Source organism: Chryseobacterium sp. IT-36CA2 (assembly GCF_949767875.1).
GTDB lineage: Bacteria > Bacteroidota > Bacteroidia > Flavobacteriales > Weeksellaceae > Chryseobacterium.
On record NZ_CATKPG010000011.1, the window covers coordinates 1436550 to 1459649 of the forward strand.

Consider the following 23100-nt stretch of genomic DNA (forward strand, 5'->3'; position numbering starts at 1 on the left):
TAAATGATGCATAAAAATATATCTATACTCTTCGCTGCTCTGTTTTTGTTGGGGAGCTGTGACAAAAAGAATGAAAAAATCAAAGAACCGGAAGGAAAAACTAAAAAGGATGTGATCTCTTTTGCACCTAAAGTTACCGGAAGGATCTTAAAAATATATGTCTCCGAAGGTCAGACTGTGAAAAAAGGAGATACTCTGGCTCAGCTTGATGTTCCGGAGGTTTCTGCAAAAATAGCGCAGGCTCAAGGTGCTGTAAGTGCTGCTTCAGCTCAGGAACAGATGGCTAAAAACGGAGCTACAGCTGATCAGCTGAGACAGCTTCAGGCTAAATATAAAGGGCTCAAAGAACAATATGAATTTGCCCAGAAATCTTACAAAAGAGCAAATAATATGTTTCGCGACAGCTTAATGTCTCCGCAGGCTCATGACGAAATTTATGCAAAACTGCAGGGTGCAAAAGCTCAATATGATGCTGTGGTAGCAGAACTGGATGACGTAAACAGAGGAACCCGTGTTGAAAAAATAGAAATGGCAGCAGGACAGGCTTCTCAGGCCAAAGGAGCTTTACAGGAAGCTAATGTAGCCTATTCTGAAAGATATATCATAGCCACCAATGACATGGAAATAGAAACCATCAGCTTAAATACTGGTGAATTGGCAACAGCTGGTTTTGCTTTGTTCAATGGATATATTCCTGAAAGTACTTATTTCAGATTTACCATCCCGGAAAGTGCCATTTCAAAATACAAAAAAGGGCAGGAGGTAACCATGCAGGTAGTTTACAACAAAGAAAACCTGACAGGAAATATTGTATACATCAAACAGCTTACAAAATATGCAGATATCACAACCGCTTATCCAGACTATCAGCTGCAGGATGCGATTTATGAGATCAAAGTAAAACCCAAAGACATGAATAAGGCTAAAAGTATTTTAGTCAATGCCAACATAATCCTGAAATAAATTGAAAAGAAAGGATGAAGTTTCTATTGAATGCGATTTCATTCTTCAACATATAAAAATATACAGATGAAAGAATTTTTCCGTCTTTTGAAAAGAGAGTTCAAACTTTTTATAGGCAATTCTACCTTAAGAACAGTGTTCTTTTTGGCTCCGGTCTTCTATGCAACTTTGCTGGGATTTGTCTACAAAAGCGGAAAAGTTGAAAATACTCCCGTATTGATCGTGGACAGGGATAATACACCTTTGTCCAATCAATTGACGGAAATGCTGGATGATAATAAAAGCATCAAAATTATCAGATACCTGCAGGAACCTCTGAGCATCAAAGATGAGGTGATCAGACATGAAGCGGCAGCAGTCGTGATTATTCCATCAAGGTTTGAAGGAGATATGCTCCAGAAAAAATACCCCGAACTGAATGTTTATATCAATACAGGAAACGTTCTGACTGCAAATTTTGCTTCCAAAGCACTTCAGCTCACCATAGGAACATTTTCTGCCGGAGCCTCCATTAAAGCCCTTCAAAAAGCAGGAATGCCCGCTGCAAAAGCTGCTACACAATATGAACCTTTCAAAGCCAATTATATTACCCTTTTCAATACTACCGGAAATTATCTGATTTTTATGTGGCCTGCGATGCTGGCAGTGGTATTACAACAGGTGATTTTATTGGCAATGGCGGTAAGTTTTGCTGCCGAATTTGAAAGAGGATCTTTCGTAAAAGAATACCTGAAAATGAAAAAATGGGCTTTCCCAACCATGCTCATCAAAGTGATTCCTATCTGGGTGTTTTCAATTCTCATTGTAGGCATTTATTACTTTATGCATATGATCTTCAGAGTCCCGATGCCGGAAGGAATACTCAATTTTATTCTTCTGACAGCTGTTTTTGTAGGGTCAGTTTCATTTTTAGGAGTATTCATCAGTATTCTGATTCCGGATGCTTTGAAAGCTACACAAATTCTTATGGTTATTGCCTCACCGGCTTTCATTATTAGTGGTTTTACATGGCCTTTAAGCGCAATGCCTGCTTTTGTACAGTTTATTGCGAATATTATTCCGCTAACTCCTTTTTTACAGGCTTTCAAAATCTTATTGATTCAAAAAGGGTCTGTGGAACTTACTTTCCCCTATTTGAAACACCTAACTATCCTTTTAGTAATATACGCTATTATAGGCTGGATTGCTTTGAAGATCAAACTTTGGTTTATTTTCAAAAAATCTGCGCCACAGGAAATTACGGTTGAGAATACTTCTGAGGAGATTGAGTAGTTTAGTTGCTGGTTGGATGGTTTCTAGTTAATTTGTTTTTAGTTTCTGGTTTCTGGTTTCTAGTTGATTGGGTATTGGTTATGGCTTATATTAGTTCAGTGGTTATATATTTACAGTAAACAATTCAAAATAATAACATCAAGGAATTAGTCAAAAAATAAAACACCCCGGATCATCTAAACTCCATATTCTCACACTCTGAAATCTCATACCCTTGAAACTAACTGGCACTCCAAATCCCGTAGCTTACCACACATAACACCCTCAATCTTCATCTCAACACTTAATCACAAATCAGCAACTAGCAACCTGCAACCAATAGCCCTACAACTCGAACCTCGCACCCTGTAATTCATACCCTTACCCCGTACCCCTCAATTTTTTAACTCAACGATAAAATCAAACGAAAAAACTGATATATTTGTCCATAGTAAAATAGAAATTATATGGAAAATGTATTTGATGCAAAAGATGCTCAAAACTATATTGATAGAATCAACAGACTGGTAGAAGATACCCATGGCTTGTGGGGGAAAATGACTGTAGACCAGATGCTGGCACACTGTTCTATTACTTATGAAATGATCTACGAACCGGAAAAGCACAAAAAACCGGGAGCTATTGCAAAATTTATATTAAAAACTTTCGTAAAACCAAAAGTAGTGGGAGAAAAAGCCTATCCAAGAGATTCCCCTACCGCTCCACAGTTTTTGATTACCACCAGAAAGAATTTTCACGAAGAAAAAACAAGACTGATCGGTTTTATTCAGAAGACACAACAGTTGGGGGCAGATGCGTTCGATGGTAAAGAATCTTTTTCTTTCGGAAAACTGAATGCCCAGGAGTGGAATAATATGTTTGCTAAACATTTGAACCACCATCTGGCACAATTTGGCGTTTAAAAATCACACAATATGAAAAAACTTTTATTCTTCCTCATTCTTGCGGCCAATTTTGCATTGGGGCAGATGCCGGATATCTCCAATACCTGGCTCAACAATAGCAAACCTTACATAGGAACCATTGGAAACAAAGGGCAGGAACTGAAACTGAAGATTAATATTTCTGAACAGAATAAGAAAAATGATCAGGAATATTTTGTTTCAGGATATTCTCTCGTGGATACCAACTATGCAAAATTTGAAGGGAAAATTACCATTTCAAAATACAAAGATTCCAAGAAGCAGGGAACCGTTTTTGGAGAATATGAACTGGCAGAAGAGAATAAAGGAAAACATTCCGGCCTTTTCAAAGGTAGGTTTGTATATAACTTCAAATGGAACAGAAAAACAGAAAAAATAGAAGGACAGTATATTGAGTTTATAGGTGACTGGAAAAGCTATGACGGAACCATAGACTTTAAGACTCATTTAAAAAACCAATAATTATGTTGAGAAGAATTTTAGCAGTGTTGGCTGGGCTTATTGTAGGCTCTATCTGTATTACCGGAGTGGAAAATATAGGACATTATTTGTATCCTCCTCCTGCTGAAGTAGGTGCCGGAGATATGAATGCGCTGAAAATCTACGTGAGTGAAGCTCCTTTTATGGCTCTGTTTTTTATTATTCTGGCGTATGCTTTGGCAGCAGTTGCTTCCGGGTTTACAGCTTCAAAAATTTCAAATAATGGAAAATTTACTGCCGCTGTAATCTGTGGAATTATCTTTTTACTCATAACCATCTACATGATGGTGTCTTTGCCTACTCCAATCTGGTTCTGGATTCTGGGAATCCTTGTATGGGGACTGGTTTTCGTAGGACATCAACTCGCTTTAAAAACAAAAAAAATATGAAATTAGGAGCTTTTTCAATCAGCTTAAGTGTAAAAGATCTTCAGAAATCCAGAGACTTTTATGAGAAACTTGGGTTTACGACCATGGCAGGAACTGCTGAAAGCAACTATCTGATCATGAAAAACGGTTCTACATTGATAGGACTCTTTCAGGCAATGTTTGATGGAAATATGCTTACTTTCAATCCTGGGTGGGACGAAAATGCACAGAATCTCGAATCTTTTGACGATGTGCGCGAAATTCAGAGAAAATTAAAAGAAAGCGGAATAGAAATCGGAAAAGAAGCCGATGAAACCACTTCAGGACCTGAACATATTTACCTGAAAGATCCCGATGGAAATATGATTCTTATAGATCAGCACAGATAATAATTAAAATACATTAATGATGAAAATATTTAAAAGAATTATGCTATTTTTAGCCGCATTACTAATTATTCTCTTAGTTGTGGCTGCGTTTATTTCAGGAGATTGCAAATATGAAAAAACGATTTCTATCAATGCACCGATAGATAAAGTATGGCAAAATACGAATTCCCTCAAAGCAATGGATCAATGGAGCCCATGGAATGATCTTGATCCTGCTATGAAAAAAGACTGGACGGGTACAACTGGACAGGCTGGAGAAAAAGTTTGCTGGGACAGTACAAACAAAAATGCAGGAAAAGGTTGTCAGGAGTTGAAAAAAGTAGATGAGGCAGGTAAAAGAATAGATACGGAAATTAAATTTCTTACTCCCTATGAAAGTGAAGCAAACTCTTATGTAGTGGTAGTTCCGGAAGGAAACGGAAGTAAGGCGACATGGGGATTTACATCGCAGATTCCTTATCCGTTTACCCTGATGAAGCTGTTTATGAATTTGGAAGACGCAGTAGGAAAAGACTATCAGAAGGGACTTTCAAGGTTAAAAGCTTTATCTGAAAAACCTCAATAAAAAATACAAACTAAACTTTAAAAAACAAAACAATTATGGCAACAGTAAACGTTTACCTTACATTCAATGGAAACTGCAAAGAAGCATTTGATTTCTATAAATCTGTTTTCGGAGGAGAATATCCTTACATCGGAACATTTGGAGAAATGCCTCCAATGGAAGGAAAAGAAACTCCTGAAGAAGACAAAGACAAGATTATGCACGTTTCACTTCCGATCTCTAAAGAAACGATATTAATGGGAAGCGATACAGGCGGAGAGTGGTCTTCCAACTTCAAGGCAGGAAATAATTTCTCTATTTCTGTAAATGCAGAATCTAAAGAAGAAGCAGACAAATTATTCGGAGGTCTTTCTGCAGGAGGGCAGGTAACAATGCCAATGGCAGATACTTTCTGGGGAGCCTATTTCGGAATGTTTTCTGATAAATTCGGAATCAACTGGATGGTAAACTATGACGATCCTGCTAAAATGCAGCAACATCCATAAGATTTATATTTTGTATTCGAAATATAGTTAAAATTGACCGGCAATGACGTTGCCGGTTTTTTATTTGGTATATATTTGCATCCCAAAAATTTTTTAAATTTGATTAAAAAGATGATTGTTCATCATCAATAAAAATAGTATTCTTTAAACATAAAAAACATAAAAAATGAAATTTACAATTGAAAACATTAAGGCAGAACATCAAAAAGTAAAAAGCGGAGCCGATTTTCCTCAATACATCCAGGCTATAAAAGCATTGGGTGTTTCTAATTATAATTCCTATGTTTCTAATGGAAATACCGAATATTTTAATAGTGAGAACGAATCTGTTCAGACAGGACAAAAATATGACACCCTTACTGTTTCTGATACTTTAAACCTTGAAAACTTTAAAGCAAGATTGAAGCTTCATCAGCAGGGTGGAACAGATTATATGACCTTCTGTAACGATTGTGCTGAAAACGGAATCAAAGGCTGGGCTATGGATCTTCATGCAATGACCTGTACTTATTTCGATCAAAATGAAACCGATGTACTGACAGAAAAGGTTCCAGGATAATCTCTTAAGAAAAAAACCGGATGAAAAAATATCATCCGGTTTTCTTTCCATCATGTGATAAAATATTGTTTGCTATTATTGATTAAAATTATTAATTTTGTTAAAAACGATAGATAATAGTAATTAACAAGCATGAGAAAGGTTTTTACGAAGTTGGCATTCACCGTATTAAGTTTGGGATCTATATTTACATTTGCTCAGAAAAATGATTTGGGAGCATGGTATATGTATTTTGGAAACAATAAGATCAGTAAGAAACTGAACTGGCATAATGAAATTCAGTACCGTAATTTCGATGCCGTTGGAGATCTGGAACAGTTGCTGATCCGTACAGGAATCGGATATGATCTTACCGAAAACAACAATAATGTTTTATTGGGTTACGGTTTCATTCTCAGCCAGCCTTATGTAAACGGAGAGAAAAAAGAAAATATAGAACACCGAATTTTCCAGCAGTATATTACCAAGCAGAAATTTGGACGTTTCTATCTTCAGCACCGCTACCGTTTGGAAGAACGTTTTCTGCAGGATGATTTTAGAATGAGATTCCGTTATATGCTGGGAGTGAATATTCCGATTACTCAAAAGGAAATGCTGCCGAAAACCCTTTATGCATCAGTATACAATGAGATTTTTCTGCACTTCAACAGTCCGGTTTTCGACAGAAACAGAGTCTATGGAGCTTTAGGATATGTCATTAATAAAAATATGAGGATTGAAGCCGGTTATATGAACCAGATTCAGGAGAACAGAAACCGCGGACAGATTCAAATTGGTTTTTATAATAACATTCCATTTACTAAAAACTGATCATGACCGCTGCTGAATGCCTGAGGAAAATCATTATTTGAAAAATAAAAAATAATAAACACCAAAAAATAAACACCTATGCATTCAGGAAAAAGATTTGGAGCCCGTGAGTTCATTATCTGGACCAGACGGAGCATTTACGCTCTGATTGTATTATCAGCTATTCCTACAGTTTTATACTTTCTAGGCTGGAAATTTCTCTCTGTTCCATGGCAGCCGATTGCCATCATGGGAACGGCGGTTGCTTTTATCGTTGGATTTAAAAACAATGCCAGCTACAGCAGACTCTGGGAAGCCAGGCAGATCTATGGGGCGATTATCAATGACAGCCGCAGCTTTGGATATATTCTGAGAGATGCACTGTCTTCCAAAGATCCTGTTAAAGTAAAAGAAATGTTTCTTCGTCATTATGCATGGCTTACAGCATTGAGATTTCAGCTTCGTGAACCAAGAGCATGGGAAAATATGGGGACAGAGCAATTTGATGAATATGCCAAAAAATATGACATTCCAGAGAGGCTTTCCAAACTGGATGATGAATTGAAAAAATACCTTTCTGAACCCGAACTTCAGTATATTTTAAGCAAAAAGAACAGAGCAACACAATTGATGGCGAAACAGAGCAAAGCTTTGTCAGAAGCCTATGAAAAAGGAGAATTGAATGATTTTCAATGGACACAAATCAATCAGCAATTGGTGAAGTTTACTGATGATCAGGGGAAAGCTGAAAGAATTAAAAATTTTCCGTACCCAAGAAACTTCTCTTCAATCACTACTTATCTTTTGCTTTTATTTATTGTTTTTGTCCCTTTCGGATTACTGAAGGAGCTTGATAAATTGGGAGACGGAACCATCGTAGAAGGCTGGACATTATGGTTTAATATTCCGTTTTCTTTATTGGTAACCTGGTGCTTTCATACATTAGACAGTGTAGGTGAAGCCTCCGTAAATCCATTTGAAGGAAGTCCTAACGATGTTCCAATCACACAGATCAGCCGAACCATAGAAATTGATATGAGAGATATGCTGGATGAATCTGACCTTCCGCCAGCCATTACTCCGAAGAATAATATTGTGCTTTAATTCTGTCAATTATTGCTTAGGGTTAGAATATAAATTAAACCTAAGTTTTGGATAGTAATAAAATGATTATCCAAAAATAAAAATAACACTTAAAAAACTTACTTAAAATGATTCACAGCTATGTTATAATATCCATTGCAGTACTGCTGTCTGTGATGATATTGGTAATGATCGGCCAGAAACTAAAAGTAGCGTATCCTATTTTCCTTGTGATTGCAGGGCTGCTGATAAGCTTTGTGCCGGGAATGCCGCGTATTGAAATAGAGCCTGATCTTGTCTTTCTTATTTTCCTGCCGCCTATTTTGTTTGAAGCAGCATGGTTCACTTCATGGCAGGACTTTCATAAATGGAGAAAGCAGATTTTTTCAATGGCTTTCGGTCTGGTATTTTTAACGTCAATAGTCGTAGCTTATCTTTCATCTTCCATTATTCCGGGGCTTACTGTAGCCATGGGATTCTTATTAGGAGGTGTAAATTCTCCACCGGATGCAGTGGCGGCTACTTCCGTTTTGAAACATATGAAAATTCCTAAAAAGATTACCAGTATTCTGGAAGGGGAGAGCCTTATCAATGATGCATCCAGTTTGATTGTCTTTAAATTTGCTCTTGCAGCAGTTATTTCAGGGCAGTTTATCTGGAGAGATGCCGTTCAGGATTTCTTTACCATGGCTATTGGAGGAATTGCTGTAGGAGTTGCTGTAGGTTTTCTGTTTGGAGCATTGCTTAGGATTATTCCTACCAATTCTAATATAGATACTATTATCACCCTTATTGTACCTTACATCATGTATGTAGGAGCAGAGCATTTTCATTTTTCAGGAGTACTGGCAGTAGTTGCCGGAGGCTTGCTGATGTCCTATAATTCGCATTGTTATCTAAGTCATACCTCGAGGATACAGTCCGGAAATGTGTGGAGCGTTCTTATATTTTTGATGAATACAATCATTTTTATCCTGATTGGTCTTGAACTTCCTATTGTAGTGGAAGGGATGAAAGAATACACAATTTCAGAAGGTATTTTCTACAGTGTTGTGATTGGTAGTGCAATTATCGGAACAAGAATTCTATACAGTTATGCCTTGATGTATTTCCCAAGAGTCTGCTCTAAAGAATTAAGATTAAAAGTTCCCAAACCCGATTGGAAGGAGCCGTTTATCATCAGTTTTGCAGCAATGAGAGGAGTGGTTTCATTGGCTGCGGCTTTGTCGATTCCAGCCTTTTTACCCAACGGAGAAGCATTTCCACACAGAAATATTATTTTATTTGTCACTTTCGTTATCATATTGATTACCCTGGTAGGACAAGGCTTATTGTTGAGCCCGATTCTGAAATTGTTAAATATTCAGGATGCCGGAAGTGAATTGCCGGAAGAAAAACAGGAAGTAATTCTTATGCGCAAACTGAAGGAAACAGCCTTGCATAAACTGGATAATGATTTTTCTGAATTAGCCGTAACCAACAGCTTGGTTCGTCATCAAAAACATAAACTGGAAAATGAAATGATGCTGATGGCAGACAAAGCACAGTGTATGGCTTCCACAGGAGATTATGTTTCGGCAATCAATGAAAATAAAGATGTCCTTCGACAGATCATTCAGGCACAGAGAAACGAATTGCATAGAATGAAAAGAGAGAAAATATTTGATGATCACGTCATGAGAACTATTGAAATGCAGCTGGATTTTGATGAAGCCAAGATCACTGGTTTTTCACATGGGTAAATATTACGGACAAAATGTGTACATTTAAACATATTAAACCCATAATATGAGTACACCAATCATTGTTCAGTACACCATAAATGCTCCAGCTGAAAAAGTCTGGAAAGCATTAACCGATAAAAATGAAATGAAATCCTGGTATTTTGATATCCAGGATTTTGTATTGGAAACAGAGAAAGAATTCAATTTCTATGAACCCGGAGGAGCGAATAAGTATCATCATCATGGTGAGATTTTAGAAATAATCCCGAATCAGAAATTGAAACACACATGGTCTTATCCGGATTTTTCAGCACTGAAAACTATTGTGACTTGGGAATTGCAACCCGAAGACGGACAAACTTTAGTAAAACTGACCCATGACGATATTGAAAATTTCAAAGACTTAGGCGAAGGATTTTCAAGAGAAAACTTTACTGAAGGCTGGAACACCATTTTGGGACAAAGTTTAAAAGAATATCTAGAAAAGTAAACAATGATTACATTACAGCCTTTTACAGCAGAAGATGCTCCACATCTTATTTCAAAAATAAAAGACGAAAGAATGCTTCTTCAGTTTGCCGGACCCGTATACCGTTTCCCTCTCACAGAAGAGCAACTGGAAACCGATTTGTCTGATGAAAAAAGAACCTTGTTTAAGGTTACAGATCAAACCGGAAATACAATTGGTCATGCCCAGATTTTTCTAAAAGAAAAAACATTCCTGTTGGGAAGAATTCTGATCTGGGATGAAAACAACCGAGGAAAAGGATATGGTAAGAAAGTAATGCAGGAACTTCTGAAATACGGATTTGCTCATTTTGATAAAGAAATCGCAGAACTGAACGTTTACGACTGGAATACCGGAGCCATTGAATGTTACAGAAAAGTAGGCTTTACTTTTGATCCGGACGTTAAAAGTGAAGCAAAAATAGATCAGGAAACATGGGTTTCACTCAATATGAAAATCCATAAAAACACTTTTGAATTACAGGAATCATGACACAGTTTACCGCACTTCGTCCTATTTTCTGGACAGAAAATCTTGACGAAACCATTGGGTTTTATATGAATATTCTCGGGTTTACCCTGATGGGTAGAAATGATGACTGGCAATGGGCTTCCCTTCGAAAAGATGAAGTATACATTATGCTCTCTCAACCTAATGAGCATGAAAACAATACTTCCATTGGGTTTTCCGGTTCATTTTATTTCAACGTAAATAAAGTGGATGATCTTTGGGAAGAACTTAAAACAAAAGCCAAAGTCTGCTATGAAATAGAAACTTTTGAATGGGGAATGAGAGAATTTGCCATCTATGATAACAACGGTTACATATTACAATTTGGTGAACCCGTAGATAATATTGGCAATACGGAATAAAATTTGCTATTTTTGGAGAAATATTTAGAAATTCAATGAAAAAAAGTATAATAGCGGGTTTCGCAGCGATTTTATTATTAGCGTCTTGTAATAAGGATAAAGAGATTCTTAATACATTAAACACTTATAATACTTCAATGGAGGCAAAAGGGTACCATTTCGGAGATAAACTTGAGCTTCCGAAAGAGGTGACGGAAAATGCAGAAAGCGTGACTATCAGCTTTGGAGATAAAGAAACGACAAACTTAACAATCGATCCCAAGTTTTTTACTTTGGGTGACAACGCTGTTACATTCAATGTCAAAACAAAAGGTGGTGAAGTCCTGAATCAGGATGCTACCATCAATGTATTTGCAAAAAATCCTGAAAAAAATATCGCATACCAGATTGTAGCAGAATATCCTCATGATCCTAAAAACTTTGTACAGGGATTCCAGATCGAAGGAAATACCATCTATGAAAGTGACGGGCAGAACGGATCTTCTCAGATTTTAAAATACACTCTTGGAACAACAACGCCTCTTGCCTCTACCAAACAGGCTCAGGAAGATTTTTCTGAAGGAAGTACCATCGTTGGGGATAAAGTATATCAGCTGACATGGCAGAGCAAAAAAGGATATATCTATGATAAAAGTTCTTTAAAACTGTTGTCAGAATTCCCTTACCCAAATGTATTGGGAGAAGGCTGGGGATTAACGTATGACGGGAAAAGCTTAATCGCTTCTGACGGAAGTAAGCTTCTCTATTTCCTTGATGTAAACAACCCTTCAAAACTGATTAAATATATCGCAGTGGCAGGAAGTTCTCAGGCATATGACCAATTGAATGAGCTTGAATTCCACAACGGGTTTATCTATGCCAACGTATGGCAAAAACCGATTATTTTAAAAATCAACCCGGCCAACGGAGAAGTAGTTGGAACCTTTGATTTTACTGAAATCGCAAAACAAAATACCAAAGGAAGCGATGACGTATTGAACGGAATTGCCTTTAAAGGAGATAACATGCTTGTAACAGGTAAAAACTGGTCAAAAATTTATGAAGTTCAGATCAAGTAATCTGATTTATTAATAAAATATATAAGTAGCGTTCCTTTGGGAGCGCTATTTTCGTTTTAAGGACTAAAATTTAGTATTTTTGAGGAATGATTAATAACTTTATTAAGCGAAATATCAACGTTGGTTTTGCCACAGTTCTTTTACTTGCTTCTTGCAGCAACAACGAAAAAATGCTCGATTCTTTGGCAGATTATAATAATGCGAAAGAAGAAAAAGGTTATCATTTCGGGGATAAAATAGAATTGCCAAAAGAAATTACAGAAAATACAGAAAGCATAGCAGTAAGCCAGGGAGATAAAGAAACTACAGATTTAACGATTGATCCGAAGTTTTTCACTTTAGGAGATAATAACGTAATTTTTATCATCAAAACAAAAGGCGGCGAAGTCCTGAATCAGGATGCTACCATCAATGTATTCTCTAAAATCACTGAAAAAGATATTCCCTATAAAATAATAGCTGATTACCCTCACGATCCAAAAAACTTTATTGAAGGCTTTGTGGTGGAAGGAAATACCGTATATGAAAGTGATGGGATGAATAAGGCCTCGCAATTGATAAAATATACATTAGGATCTTCTGCACCCAAAATTGTTGCTAAGCAGCCCGCCGAGATTTTCTCCGAAGGTTGTACTATCGTTGGAGATAAAGTATATCAGCTGACTTACCGGAATAAACTCGGTTTTATTTACGATAAAAACACGTTAAAGAAAATATCCGAATTTCCTTTGCCCAACATCATCGGAGAAGGATGGGGGCTTACGTATGACGGAAAAAATCTGATTGCTACAGATGGTACAAAGAATCTTTATTTTTTGGATGTTGATAATCCGTCAAAAGTAGTAAAGACTGTCTGTGTGGCCGGAAACAAAAATATTTATGATCAGCTTAATGAGCTGGAATACCACAATGGTTTTATCTATGCAAATGTATGGCATAAACCTGTCATCCTAAAGATTAACCCTAAAACCGGAGACGTTATAGGAAAGTTTGATTTTAGCCAGTTGACAAAGGAGAATAGCCGCGGCGACAGCGAACATGTTTTGAATGGAATTGCTTTTAAAGGTGAAAATATGCTCGTAACAGGAAAAAACTGGCCGAAAATTTATGAAGTTACCTTTCAATAATCACAATATACTTACAGAGTTTATATTCTGTACAACAATTCTTTTTTCAGTAACAAGATGGTCTCGATTTTGATTATGATCAAAGAAGATTCTACTAGATGTAACCATCTTTTGGATGAAATTATTTTTCAGTATCTTGACCCCATTAAAAAAGCAGAGTGAAGTTTTTAAACATACTATTTTTTCTCCTTTTCTGTACAGCTTCGGCGCAGAATATGCTACCGTTAGATACCTTGAAACTCAAGGAAGCTAAGGATATGCTTGCCGATGATTATGGAAGTCTGTATATCTATAAAAACAAGGATTTTAGTTTTACCAAATACGATTCCTTGGGAAAACAGATCGGGAAAATGATGCTTACTGTTCCTTATAAAGTACAATCCGTACAAAACCCTCTGAACGTACCTTTGTTCTCTGAAAATGCTCAGGAAATGAAGTTTGTAGATCAGAATATGAATGAAATTCAAAAGCTTGATTTTAAACAAAAATTTGGTTTCATCAGAATGGCATATGCCGAAGATCTGCAGCAGCTTTGGCTTCTGGATGACAGCACAAAACGTTTGATACAGTATAATTTTAGAAATGATACAACCATCAATTCATATCCTTTTGATATCAGTTTCGAAGATCTGATGGATATGCTGGTCTATGAAAATAAGGTCTATATTTTAACAAGAAAACACATCAGAATTTACAGCCTTAAATTTGAAAAACTGTTTGAAGCCCCTTTGGAGAATGGAAAACGGTTTAGAAGAGAGAATGATGCCATTCTTGTGGTGGCTAATAATTTCATTTCACAATATATTCCTGAAAAAGGAATGGTAACTATTTTTGAAGATCAGGATGCGCAAATTGTGGATAAAAATATCCTCTCTTATTTTGAAATCAAGGGCAACAAACTCTATCTTTACAGCCTTGAAAAAGTAAAGAAAGCCAAACAGCAAAAACAGCTTGAAGCTCAGCCGGAACCTCTACAGCAGTCTACAGAAAAACCCGTAGAAAAAGCTGAAGAAAAGCCAAAAGAGACTACAGTAGAGAAATCTTCAGACAATACATTACAGAAATTGATCGAAGATGTTTCTGAAGTTCAGACTGACAGGTTAGAAAAACTTATCAATTAATCAGTAAATACAAGGAAAAAGAATATTATGCATATTGCAGTTACAGGAAACATCGGAGCAGGAAAAACAACTTTGACAACGATGCTTTCCAAGCATTACGGATGGGATGCACAATTTGAAGACGTAGATCATAACCCTTATCTGGAGGATTTTTATTCAGATATGAGCAAGTGGAGTTTTGCTCTTCAGGTGTATTTTCTGGGTAGCAGATTCCGTCAGGTGAAGGAAATCAGAGAAAGTGGTAAAAACATTATTCAGGATCGTACCATTTATGAAGATGCTCACATTTTTGCAGAAAACTTGAATGATATGAACCTTCTTTCGGACAGAGACTTCAATAACTATTCATCAGTGTTTGATTTGATGAAATCTTTTGTTTCGGCTCCGGATCTGTTGATCTATTTGAAATCAGACGTTCCCAATCTGGTTAAAAAAATCTATAAAAGAGGTCGTGAGTATGAGGCGTCTATCAGTATTGAATACCTTTCAAAGCTGAATCAGAAATATGAAAAATGGATCTCCAATTATACGGAAGGAAAACTTCTGATTGTGGAAGTGGATGATCTTGATTTTGTAGAAAAACCGGAAGATTTCGGATTTATTCTGGAGAAAATTGAGGCTGAACTTCACGGATTGTTTTAACATATTTTTATCAGAACATTAAGACAGACTCAGGGGAATTCTTTTTAAATTTGTTGAAAGGAAGTTTAACTTTTTTGAATAATAGATCATGGTAGTTAAAGTTTTACATAACGGAAATTGTTCAAAGTCAAATGCTGTATTAGAGTATCTTGACGAAAACGGAGTGGCCTTTGAGATCATTAATATTGTTGAAGATCCACTAAGTATTCTTGAGCTCAGAACTGTGCTGAAAAAACTGAATCAGAGTGTTTTTCATATCATCCGTAAAACAGATAAACTGTATCTTGAGAATTATGCAGATAAAAATTATTCGGAAGAAGAATGGCTTAAGATTCTGTCAGAAAATCCATCCCTGATACAAAGACCTATTCTGGTAAAAGGTTCAGTAGCAATGCTGGGAAGACCCATTGAAAATGTAAAATTCTTTATTGAAAAGTAAAGATTACATCATAAAAAAGAATCCGCTCTTTATCTTTAAAGAGCGGATTTTTATTTTATCGTATTTTTTCTTTCGTTTTATCAGATCCGATTATTGCATTGTATAAAGCTTCCAGTTCCTTCGGAGGATTACCGGAGTCAAAACTTGAAGAAGTATACTCAGTTCCATTGGATGTGATGATGATAGTGCTTGCCAGTGCACGGTCAGAATGTCGGCCTGAAGTAGGAGATGGAAGACCTGCTATTTTGGATAGATCAATAGTTCCGGCCAGCTTGGAAACCGTACTCCATTCGGAGGGAGATACCTTAGCATTAAAAACCTCTTCATTGGTGTTTGTTGTCTTTGAAGATGGGGTGTAGATAATACTTTTTCTGAACCCTCTTGTCATTTCTGTTAATTGAATTTGTTCAATCTTTTGCTTTTGAACTGCATTGGTGATATTGGTTGTGCTGTCACTATTATTTTTATGCATACAGCTCGTTGCGGTGGTTGCCGTTAAAATAACATTAAATAAAATCAGTTGGATGTTCATTGTGCTTTGGTTTATATTTTTTGGATAATAAAAAACCGCTTCATGACATGATGAAACGGCTTTTGTTTTTACAATAGAATAACGCCTTCTATTTTTGCTACTTCTTTATAAATATTCACAACCTGATTGGCATCTAAAACAAATGCATTGATATTGCAGGCTGTGTATTTTCCATTTTTACTTTCTCGGTTTCCCAGCGTAAATTTAATACCATCAAAAACTCTGTAAATTTCAGTAAGTTTTGATTGGTCAGTAGGAATAATAAATTTAAATAAATAATCTTCCGGAAAATCATGATGATCCTCCAGTTTGTCCTTCAAAGACTTGTAAAAATCCTCAGGATTTGCGTGTTGATTTCCTTGTAATATATCCATCTCCAATTATTAATATAATATAAATATAACGAAATTTTTCCTATTTTCCAAATGGTCCAAGAAGAGCTTTCGAGTTCTGATGCTCATAATCTTCAATGATATTGAATAGCCCGTTCACCAGTTGCTCGGAAGCAAGCTGGCTCAATCCACCAGAATTAACTGTATTTTTGTTTCCTCCTAAAAGACTTCCCAAAAAGTTACTTCCCGATAATGCGGTGTTGATGGTTTTTACAATTCCATATTCATTCAGTTTTTCGTCTACTTTGGGAGTAATGGCTGCGATAAGCTGCTGGGATGTCTTTTCTTTCAGAACCTGTGTAGCAGTAGTTCCCTGCATGATTCTCGTTACATCCTGAGCATTCAGACTGTTTACGGCACCTTCTAAAATAGGTTTCGAGGTATTTACCGTATAAACTGCTGCCTGTGCAATATAATCTCTTTCTTTGGCAACCAATGACGGAGATACCTTCTCCAGCATAGAGTTGATGTCTCTCAACTCCTTTGGAAGCGCTTTATCTACCATGTTATTCTGAAGGAAGGCTTCCTTGTTTCCATAGATTCCCATTCCCTTATCAATACCATTAAGCAGAATTCTTTTTATAATAGAGAGCCCCATGTCTGATGTGGCCAATGTTGTGCACGATTGTACACTCGTGGTAATGACAGCACCGGTCCCGATCATAAGAGCGGCTGCAATGATATATTTTTTCATTGATCTTTTTATTGATTATTGTCTAAATCCTTTTCTCAAAAACTGCACCAAAGGTAATTACTATTCTCTATTTAACAAAATATTAAATTGGAGGTCGGATTTGGTGAATTTTTGGAGTTGAAATGTTAATTTAACATTAATGAAATAATGGTTAAATGATAATTATTTTGAGTATAAAATTATAATATTTGAATATTTGTCATTTTGAACATAATAAAACCGATGAATATTTAAATGTTTAAGATAATTTAACATTGTTCAATTTTTTTTATATTTTTGGCTAATGTCTTTTTTTGAGATTTTAAATAACTCCACTATTTAGGGACAAAAAAAGATTGAATTTATTTGAATAAAATTGAAACTATATGAAAGAAAGTAATTTAAAGTATTCATGTCTCATTGCCGTTCTGTACTTCGGTATGAATGTCAATGCGCAGACTGCTAAAAAAGATACTACTGCTAAAGAGCAGAAGATCGAAGAAGTGGTTTTGATAGGATATGGGGCTCAGAAAAAAGAAAACGTTACCGGAAGTATCGGAATGGTTTCTGCGAAAGACCTTGCTGACAAGCCTAATGCTAACCCGGTAAGCTCTATACAGGGTAAACTTGCAGGGGTAAATATTACAAACACAGGTACACCTGGTGGTTCGCCACGAGTAGACATCCGAGGAGTTGGTTCCCTTACCGGTAAAACCGTTTTCATCGTTGATGGAATGATCACAGATGATATCTCTTTCCTTAACCCTCAGGATATTGAATCTATGAGTGTACTGAAAGACCCATCGAGTTTAGCTATTTTCGGAGCTCAGGCTGCCAATGGTGCTGTTATCATCAAAACCAAAACTGGAAAAGGAAAACCTGTTTTTAATGTGAATTCTTATTTAGGATTTAAAAAGGTGACTAATATTCCTAAAATGGTTAATTCTGATCAGTACATTGAGCTTTATAATGAAAAGATAAAAAATGATGTTCTTAATCCAAAACCTTCAGATTTTATTTCCAGATCCAATTATCCTGCAGATACCAACTGGTATAATGAGATTTTCCGTACAAGCATCATTAATTCTAATGATTTTTCGGCAACGGGAAGTATAGGAAAGCTTAATTATTATGGCAGCGTAGGATATCTTCAGGATGAAGGTAACCTTGCAGCAGGCCAGGGAATTAATTCAGGAAGTGGTTTTAACAGATTTAATACAAAATTAAACCTTAGCTATAAAATTACAGATAACATTACCATTGGAGACAATTTCAGTTTTTCCAAAATGCGTACTGATGTAGCACAAAATCCTTTATTAGATGCATATAATGCTCCTCCTATTTTTTCTGTAATGAATCCTGCTACAGGAGATTATCAGTTTTTCAATGGGTATTCTATACCTAACCCAAGAGCGAAGCTGGATTTATATCGTTCTCAGTTAAGACAGGAAAGACTATTGAATAACATCTGGGGAGAATTAAAATTCCTGAAAGATTTTACATTCAGAATCAGCTATTCTAGCGATAATTATAGCCCTAGCCAATATGAATATACCCCTACACTTAACTATGTTCCCGTTTCCAGCCAGGTAGCGTCTTCATTAGTTACAAGAAATTTTAGAAATAGAAATTACGTTTGGGATAATACAATTAACTGGAAAAAGAATTTCGGTAATCATCATTTTGATGTCCTAGCAGGTTTTTCCAGAACAAGAACTTCTTTGTCACAAGATTACTGGTCTGCTAAGAATGTTAATTACGACGGAACCAATGGATCTTTAAATATTGCCAACGGAACAGACCTTTTGCATGTAACTGGTGTAGATAGAGTAGATTTAACTGTTGATCAGGATCAACAAAGAATTGAATCTTTCTTTGGAAGAATTAACTATGATTATAAAGGTAAATATTTAGTAAATGCATCGATACGTAGAGATGCCAGTTCACAAATTAATGTTGACAGAGCCAGAGTATTTCCGGCTGTTAGTGCAGGTTGGGTAGTTTCTAAAGAAGATTTTATGAGCAACCAAAATGTCTTCAATTTGTTAAAATTAAGAGCAAGTTACGGTGAATTAGGAAATCCTAATGTAGGAAGAGGATATACAGCCAATACATCTATTATAGAAGGTGGAGTATATTATGGAGATACAGGTTATCCTGCGCAGACTGTTGACAAATTTATCGATCCAAATATTGGCTGGGAAACAACAACCGGTAAAGATGTAGGGCTGGAAATGGCTTTATTTAATAATAAGCTTAAAATTGATGCTGCTTATTATGATAAAGATTCAAAAAATGTGGTTTATGGTATAAACCAGGGAACAGTTTCCGGTGCTAGTAACTGGAATAATTTTGTAACAAACGCTTATTCCTTCAATAATAAAGGTTTTGAAGTGTCTGTTAATTATAATACAAAATTGAGTGAGCATGTTACTTTTGGAATATACGGTAACTTTACTTCCCTTAAAAATGAGATCACATCGGTGTATGGTGGATCTTATTTAGAAACAGGTGCTAGTTTATTCGGAAATTCTATTGTTAGATTACAAAGCGGCCAGCCAGTAGGTTCTTACTACGGGTATCAGGTTGCAGGCGTTTTCCAGACAGATGCAGAAGCGGCAGCTTCAGGACAGCCAGGAGCAAAAGCAGGATGGTTCAAATTTGCAGATCAGGATGGTAACGGGACTATTGACTCAAGAGATAAAACTTTCTTAGGAAGCCCAATTCCTAAAGGAACTTATGGCTTTGGAGTTAATTTTAATGTATATGATTTTGATATTGCAGTTGATTTCCAAGGGGTATTTGGTAACAAAATATACAACTATAACCGTGAGCAGCGTTTTGGAAACGAAACTTGGGATTTAGATATGTATAATAACAGATGGCATGGAGCAGGTACTTCAAATACTAATGCGATGATTACTTCCAATCAATCCATCATTGTACCAAGTAGCTTTTATGTAGAAGATGGAAGCTATTTCAGAATTAGAAATATCCAGGTTGGTTATAACTTACCGAAATCTCTAGCAAAATCTTTATCATTAACAAAGTTGAGATTATATGTAAGTGCTCAAAACCCTTGGACAAGTTTTAAATATCACGGTTTCTCACCAGAGATTACAAATACGGATAGAGTACAGATGGGAATTGATAACAATATTTATCCAATCTCTGCCATTTATACATTCGGTATGAACTTAACATTTTAATTAAAAAATTATGAAAAAAATATTTTTAACACTCTCCATACTTTCTTTAACTATAAGTTGTAATAACGACTTTGTAGATATTAAAGATGAAGGGCAAACGAATGTAGCAAATTTCTTTACAACACAGGATGATGCAATGCAGGCTACAAGTGCTATTTATAGCTTTTTAAGAAGTTGGGAGAACTCGGGTTTCCCTGCACAATATGTATTTGGAGTAACAGGTGATGATGTAGAAAAAGGATCTAATTCTGGGGATGCATCGTTTATTAACGCTTATGATAATTTTACTTTTACAGTAAGTGATGATGGAGTAAGAGCATATTGGATCGGTCAGTGGCAGGCTGTAAACAGAGCCAACCAGGTGATTACCAATGTTCCTAAGATAGACATGGACGCTACACTTAGAACCAGATTGGTAGCTGAAGCCAGAATGTTAAGAGCTTATTTCTATTTCAATTTGGTAAGAATCTATGGAGGAGTTCCAATATATGACGGATTGCCAGCAGATGGAAACTATCTGAAAGCAAGAAATTCTACAGCGGAAGTTTATAATTTTATCGTTTCTGATCTTCTTGCTGCTTCTGAAGTGTTACCTCAGGCTTATGCTGCTGCAGACCGTGGAAGAGTAACAAAAGGCGCTGCTTTAGGATTACTTTCAAAAGTTTACCTTTATATGAAAGATTATCAAAAAGCTTATGATACTTCTAACCAAGTTATTGGTATGGGGTATTCTTTAGATCAGGACTTCAACCATTTGTTCAGACCGGCTGGGGAATTCGGTCCAGAATCTGTATTTGAAGTAAACTGTGGTTGTGACCCTACGTTAGGACCAAAGGCTGGCAGCCAGTATGCAGAAGTTCAGGGAGTGAGAAATCAGTTCGGATGGGGCTTCTTCACACCTACTCAGGAATTAGAAAATGCATTTGAACCGGGAGATATCAGAAAAGAATTAAGCATTCTTAGAGAAGGAGAAACAACGCTTGAAGGAGATTTGATTAAAAAAGGTGATCCTCAGGCAGGTAATATGTGGAACCAAAAAGTGTATGTGCCAACATCTTTAAATAATAATGCATGTGGCTATGGTTCTATCCAGAATATAAGAATTTTAAGATTTGCTGACATTCTTTTAATTAATGCAGAAGCTGCGAATGAATTAGGAAATACAGCTGCTGCCACTACAAGTATCAATAAAGTAAGAAACAGAGCTCAGCTTGGTAATACTACTGCTTCCAGTCAGGGTGCCCTTAGAACTGCAATCTGGCAGGAGAGAAGAGTAGAACTGGCTATGGAAATGGATAGATTCCCGGATTTAGTAAGAACAGGTCAGGCTGCTACTTATTTAGGACCTAAAGGATTTAAAACAGGGAAGAATGAAGTTTTCCCAATTCCTTTGGACGCTATGAACCAGAGTAACGGACTTTTCGTTCAAAACCCTGGCTATTAACAATAAATCATAAACATTAGAGGAGAATGAAAATTCTCCTCTTCTTTTAGAAACCTATAACAAGAGATCTCATGAAAAGGAACATATTATCAATAGCTGTCACCTCTTTATTCTTTGTCTATTCCTGTAAAAATGCCCCAGTAGCAAAACAGGAAGCAGGAAAAGTTGAAGCTGTAAAAAGTAACATCACAGATGAACAGCTGATGGACAGAGTGCAGAAAGATGCCCTTAAATACTTTTGGGATTATGCTGAGCCTAACTCAATGCTGGGAAGAGAACGTTATCATGAAGATAATATCTATCCGGATAATGATAAGCATGTAATCACTACAGGAGGGTCAGGATTTGGATTGGCAACTATTCTCGTAGGGGTAGAAAGAGGATTTGTTCCGAGAAAGGAGGCTGTAAAAAGACTTACTCATATCATGGATTTTCTTGCAAAGGCAGACCGCCACAAAGGAGCATGGTCCCATTGGATCAATGGAGAAACCGGAAAAACAGTTCCTTTTGGTAAAAAAGATAATGGCGGAGATCTTGTGGAAACAGCATTCCTTACTTCGGGAATACTGATGGTTCGTGAATACTTCAAAAACGGAACCGCAGAAGAAAAAGCGCTGGCCGCAAAATGTGATGAATTATGGAAAGGAATTCAGTGGAACTGGTACACCAAAGGAGGGCAAAAAGTCCTTTACTGGCACTGGTCACCAGAATACCAATGGGAAATGAACTTTCCTCTGGAAGGATATAACGAATGTCTTATCACCTATATTCTGGCAGCATCTTCTCCTACCTATTCCATTGATGCAGAAACATACTATAAAGGCTGGACGAGAAACGGAACCTACCTTACAGACAAAACAAAATATGGGTTACCCCTGTATGTAAAACACAATTATGCCGAAGAATATGGCGGACCGCTTTTCTGGGCACAATATTCATATATCGGGCTTGATCCTACAGGATTATCCGATAAACTTGTGAAAAACTTCTTTGATATCAATAAAAATCAAACCCTCATCGATTATAAATACTGTGTCGAAAATCCAAAACAATGGAAAGGTTACGGGCCCAACTATTGGGGATTGACAGCCGGTTATACCAGAAATGAGGATGGAAGTACCGGATACACCGCCCATATGCCAAGCAATGATAACGGAGTTATAACGCCTACAGCCGCATTGAGCAGCTTTCCCTATACTCCAAAAGAATCAATGGCTTTCCTGAGATTCATTTATACTCAAAAACCGGAATTTATAGGATCAGCAGGTCCTTATGATGCCACTTCAATCAATTACAACAATTGGTTTACCCCAAGATACCTGGCTATCGATCAGGGAACTATCGCTCCAATGATTGAAAACTACAGATCCGGATTTCTTTGGAAACTGTTCATGAATGCTCCGGAAATTCAGCAGGGGTTGAAAAAGCTAAGCTTTCAGTCAACAAAATATGGAATAAAATAATTCAATAGGAATGGGTATTA

26 protein-coding genes are annotated in these 23100 nt (G+C 36.5%); 23 read left to right on the forward strand and 3 right to left on the reverse strand.

Annotation, left to right across the window (positions count from 1 at the left end; translation table 11 throughout):
- Positions 1-6 precede the first annotated feature (6 nt).
- The 20 genes from ACM6F9_RS07185 to ACM6F9_RS07280 all read left to right on the forward strand — a co-directional run bounded on the left by ACM6F9_RS07185 (position 7) and on the right by ACM6F9_RS07280 (position 15367).
- Positions 7-963, forward strand: a complete 957-nt coding sequence (locus tag ACM6F9_RS07185; RefSeq protein WP_414845064.1) for an HlyD family secretion protein — start codon at positions 7-9, stop codon at positions 961-963.
- A gap of 66 nt (positions 964-1029) precedes the next feature.
- Positions 1030-2235, forward strand: a complete 1206-nt coding sequence (locus tag ACM6F9_RS07190; protein ID WP_414845065.1) for an ABC transporter permease — start codon at positions 1030-1032, stop codon at positions 2233-2235.
- A 446-nt stretch (positions 2236-2681) separates the two neighbouring features.
- Entirely contained in the window at positions 2682-3137 is a 456-nt protein-coding gene (locus tag ACM6F9_RS07195) for a DUF1569 domain-containing protein (RefSeq protein ID WP_414845066.1), read from the forward strand.
- 12 nt (positions 3138-3149) lie between these two features.
- Entirely contained in the window at positions 3150-3620 is a 471-nt protein-coding gene (locus ACM6F9_RS07200) for a hypothetical protein (protein ID WP_414845067.1), read from the forward strand.
- A gap of 2 nt (positions 3621-3622) precedes the next feature.
- The gene (locus ACM6F9_RS07205; protein ID WP_414845068.1) at positions 3623-4027 is read left to right on the forward strand and encodes a hypothetical protein; all 405 of its coding nucleotides are present in this window, start codon (positions 3623-3625) and stop codon (positions 4025-4027) included.
- Positions 4024-4395, forward strand: coding sequence for a VOC family protein (locus tag ACM6F9_RS07210; RefSeq protein ID WP_105700832.1), 372 nt, complete (start codon positions 4024-4026; stop codon positions 4393-4395). Before ACM6F9_RS07205 ends, ACM6F9_RS07210 begins: the two co-directional genes overlap by 4 nt.
- A 16-nt stretch (positions 4396-4411) precedes the next feature.
- On the forward strand, positions 4412-4960 hold the full coding sequence (locus tag ACM6F9_RS07215; protein WP_414845069.1) for an SRPBCC family protein: 549 nt from the start codon (positions 4412-4414) through the stop codon (positions 4958-4960).
- A 35-nt stretch (positions 4961-4995) separates the two neighbouring features.
- On the forward strand, positions 4996-5445 hold the full coding sequence (locus ACM6F9_RS07220) for a VOC family protein (RefSeq protein ID WP_149832692.1): 450 nt from the start codon (positions 4996-4998) through the stop codon (positions 5443-5445).
- Positions 5446-5611: 166 nt separating this feature from the next.
- Positions 5612-6004, forward strand: a complete 393-nt coding sequence (locus tag ACM6F9_RS07225; protein WP_414845070.1) for a DUF1398 domain-containing protein — start codon at positions 5612-5614, stop codon at positions 6002-6004.
- A 132-nt stretch (positions 6005-6136) separates the two neighbouring features.
- Entirely contained in the window at positions 6137-6814 is a 678-nt protein-coding gene (locus ACM6F9_RS07230) for a DUF2490 domain-containing protein (protein WP_414845071.1), read from the forward strand.
- 78 nt (positions 6815-6892) lie between these two features.
- Positions 6893-7897 carry a bestrophin family protein gene (locus ACM6F9_RS07235; protein WP_414845072.1) on the forward strand — a complete coding sequence of 335 codons (1005 nt, stop codon included), beginning with the start codon at positions 6893-6895 and terminating at the stop codon, positions 7895-7897.
- 107 nt (positions 7898-8004) lie between these two features.
- Positions 8005-9618: a Na+/H+ antiporter gene (locus ACM6F9_RS07240; RefSeq protein ID WP_414845073.1), complete on the forward strand. Its 1614-nt coding sequence runs from the start codon at positions 8005-8007 to the stop codon at positions 9616-9618.
- A gap of 46 nt (positions 9619-9664) precedes the next feature.
- Positions 9665-10090 carry an SRPBCC family protein gene (locus ACM6F9_RS07245; protein ID WP_414845074.1) on the forward strand — a complete coding sequence of 142 codons (426 nt, stop codon included), beginning with the start codon at positions 9665-9667 and terminating at the stop codon, positions 10088-10090.
- A gap of 3 nt (positions 10091-10093) precedes the next feature.
- A complete protein-coding gene (locus ACM6F9_RS07250) occupies positions 10094-10600 on the forward strand; it encodes a GNAT family N-acetyltransferase (protein WP_414845075.1) in 507 nt (168 codons plus the stop codon).
- Positions 10597-10980: a VOC family protein gene (locus tag ACM6F9_RS07255; protein WP_414845076.1), complete on the forward strand. Its 384-nt coding sequence runs from the start codon at positions 10597-10599 to the stop codon at positions 10978-10980. Before ACM6F9_RS07250 ends, ACM6F9_RS07255 begins: the two co-directional genes overlap by 4 nt.
- A gap of 35 nt (positions 10981-11015) precedes the next feature.
- Positions 11016-12038, forward strand: coding sequence for a glutaminyl-peptide cyclotransferase (locus ACM6F9_RS07260; RefSeq protein WP_414845077.1), 1023 nt, complete (start codon positions 11016-11018; stop codon positions 12036-12038).
- Between the two features lie 101 nt (positions 12039-12139).
- Positions 12140-13165, forward strand: a complete 1026-nt coding sequence (locus ACM6F9_RS07265) for a glutaminyl-peptide cyclotransferase (protein ID WP_414845108.1) — start codon at positions 12140-12142, stop codon at positions 13163-13165.
- 158 nt (positions 13166-13323) lie between these two features.
- Positions 13324-14286, forward strand: coding sequence for a hypothetical protein (locus ACM6F9_RS07270; RefSeq protein ID WP_414845078.1), 963 nt, complete (start codon positions 13324-13326; stop codon positions 14284-14286).
- A 27-nt stretch (positions 14287-14313) separates the two neighbouring features.
- The gene (locus ACM6F9_RS07275; protein WP_002977952.1) at positions 14314-14928 is read left to right on the forward strand and encodes a deoxynucleoside kinase; all 615 of its coding nucleotides are present in this window, start codon (positions 14314-14316) and stop codon (positions 14926-14928) included.
- A gap of 88 nt (positions 14929-15016) precedes the next feature.
- The gene (locus ACM6F9_RS07280; protein ID WP_414845079.1) at positions 15017-15367 is read left to right on the forward strand and encodes an ArsC/Spx/MgsR family protein; all 351 of its coding nucleotides are present in this window, start codon (positions 15017-15019) and stop codon (positions 15365-15367) included.
- Positions 15368-15422: 55 nt separating this feature from the next.
- On the opposite strand, the gene ACM6F9_RS07285 is transcribed toward ACM6F9_RS07280, so the two are convergent.
- From ACM6F9_RS07285 to ACM6F9_RS07295, 3 genes are all read right to left on the reverse strand, one after another.
- A complete protein-coding gene (locus ACM6F9_RS07285) occupies positions 15423-15899 on the reverse strand; it encodes a hypothetical protein (RefSeq protein WP_414845080.1) in 477 nt (158 codons plus the stop codon).
- A 68-nt stretch (positions 15900-15967) separates the two neighbouring features.
- On the reverse strand, positions 15968-16273 hold the full coding sequence (locus ACM6F9_RS07290; protein WP_105700845.1) for a DUF493 family protein: 306 nt from the start codon (positions 16271-16273) through the stop codon (positions 15968-15970).
- 40 nt (positions 16274-16313) lie between these two features.
- Entirely contained in the window at positions 16314-16985 is a 672-nt protein-coding gene (locus ACM6F9_RS07295) for a DUF4197 family protein (RefSeq protein ID WP_414845081.1), read from the reverse strand.
- Positions 16986-17350: 365 nt separating this feature from the next.
- Here ACM6F9_RS07295 and ACM6F9_RS07300 point away from each other — a divergent pair, with 365 nt between their 5' ends.
- The 3 genes from ACM6F9_RS07300 to ACM6F9_RS07310 all read left to right on the forward strand — a co-directional run bounded on the left by ACM6F9_RS07300 (position 17351) and on the right by ACM6F9_RS07310 (position 23080).
- Positions 17351-20173: a SusC/RagA family TonB-linked outer membrane protein gene (locus ACM6F9_RS07300; protein WP_414845082.1), complete on the forward strand. Its 2823-nt coding sequence runs from the start codon at positions 17351-17353 to the stop codon at positions 20171-20173.
- Between the two features lie 10 nt (positions 20174-20183).
- The gene (locus tag ACM6F9_RS07305; protein ID WP_414845083.1) at positions 20184-21617 is read left to right on the forward strand and encodes a RagB/SusD family nutrient uptake outer membrane protein; all 1434 of its coding nucleotides are present in this window, start codon (positions 20184-20186) and stop codon (positions 21615-21617) included.
- Between the two features lie 71 nt (positions 21618-21688).
- Positions 21689-23080, forward strand: a complete 1392-nt coding sequence (locus ACM6F9_RS07310) for a glucoamylase family protein (RefSeq protein WP_414845084.1) — start codon at positions 21689-21691, stop codon at positions 23078-23080.
- Positions 23081-23100 lie beyond the last annotated feature (20 nt).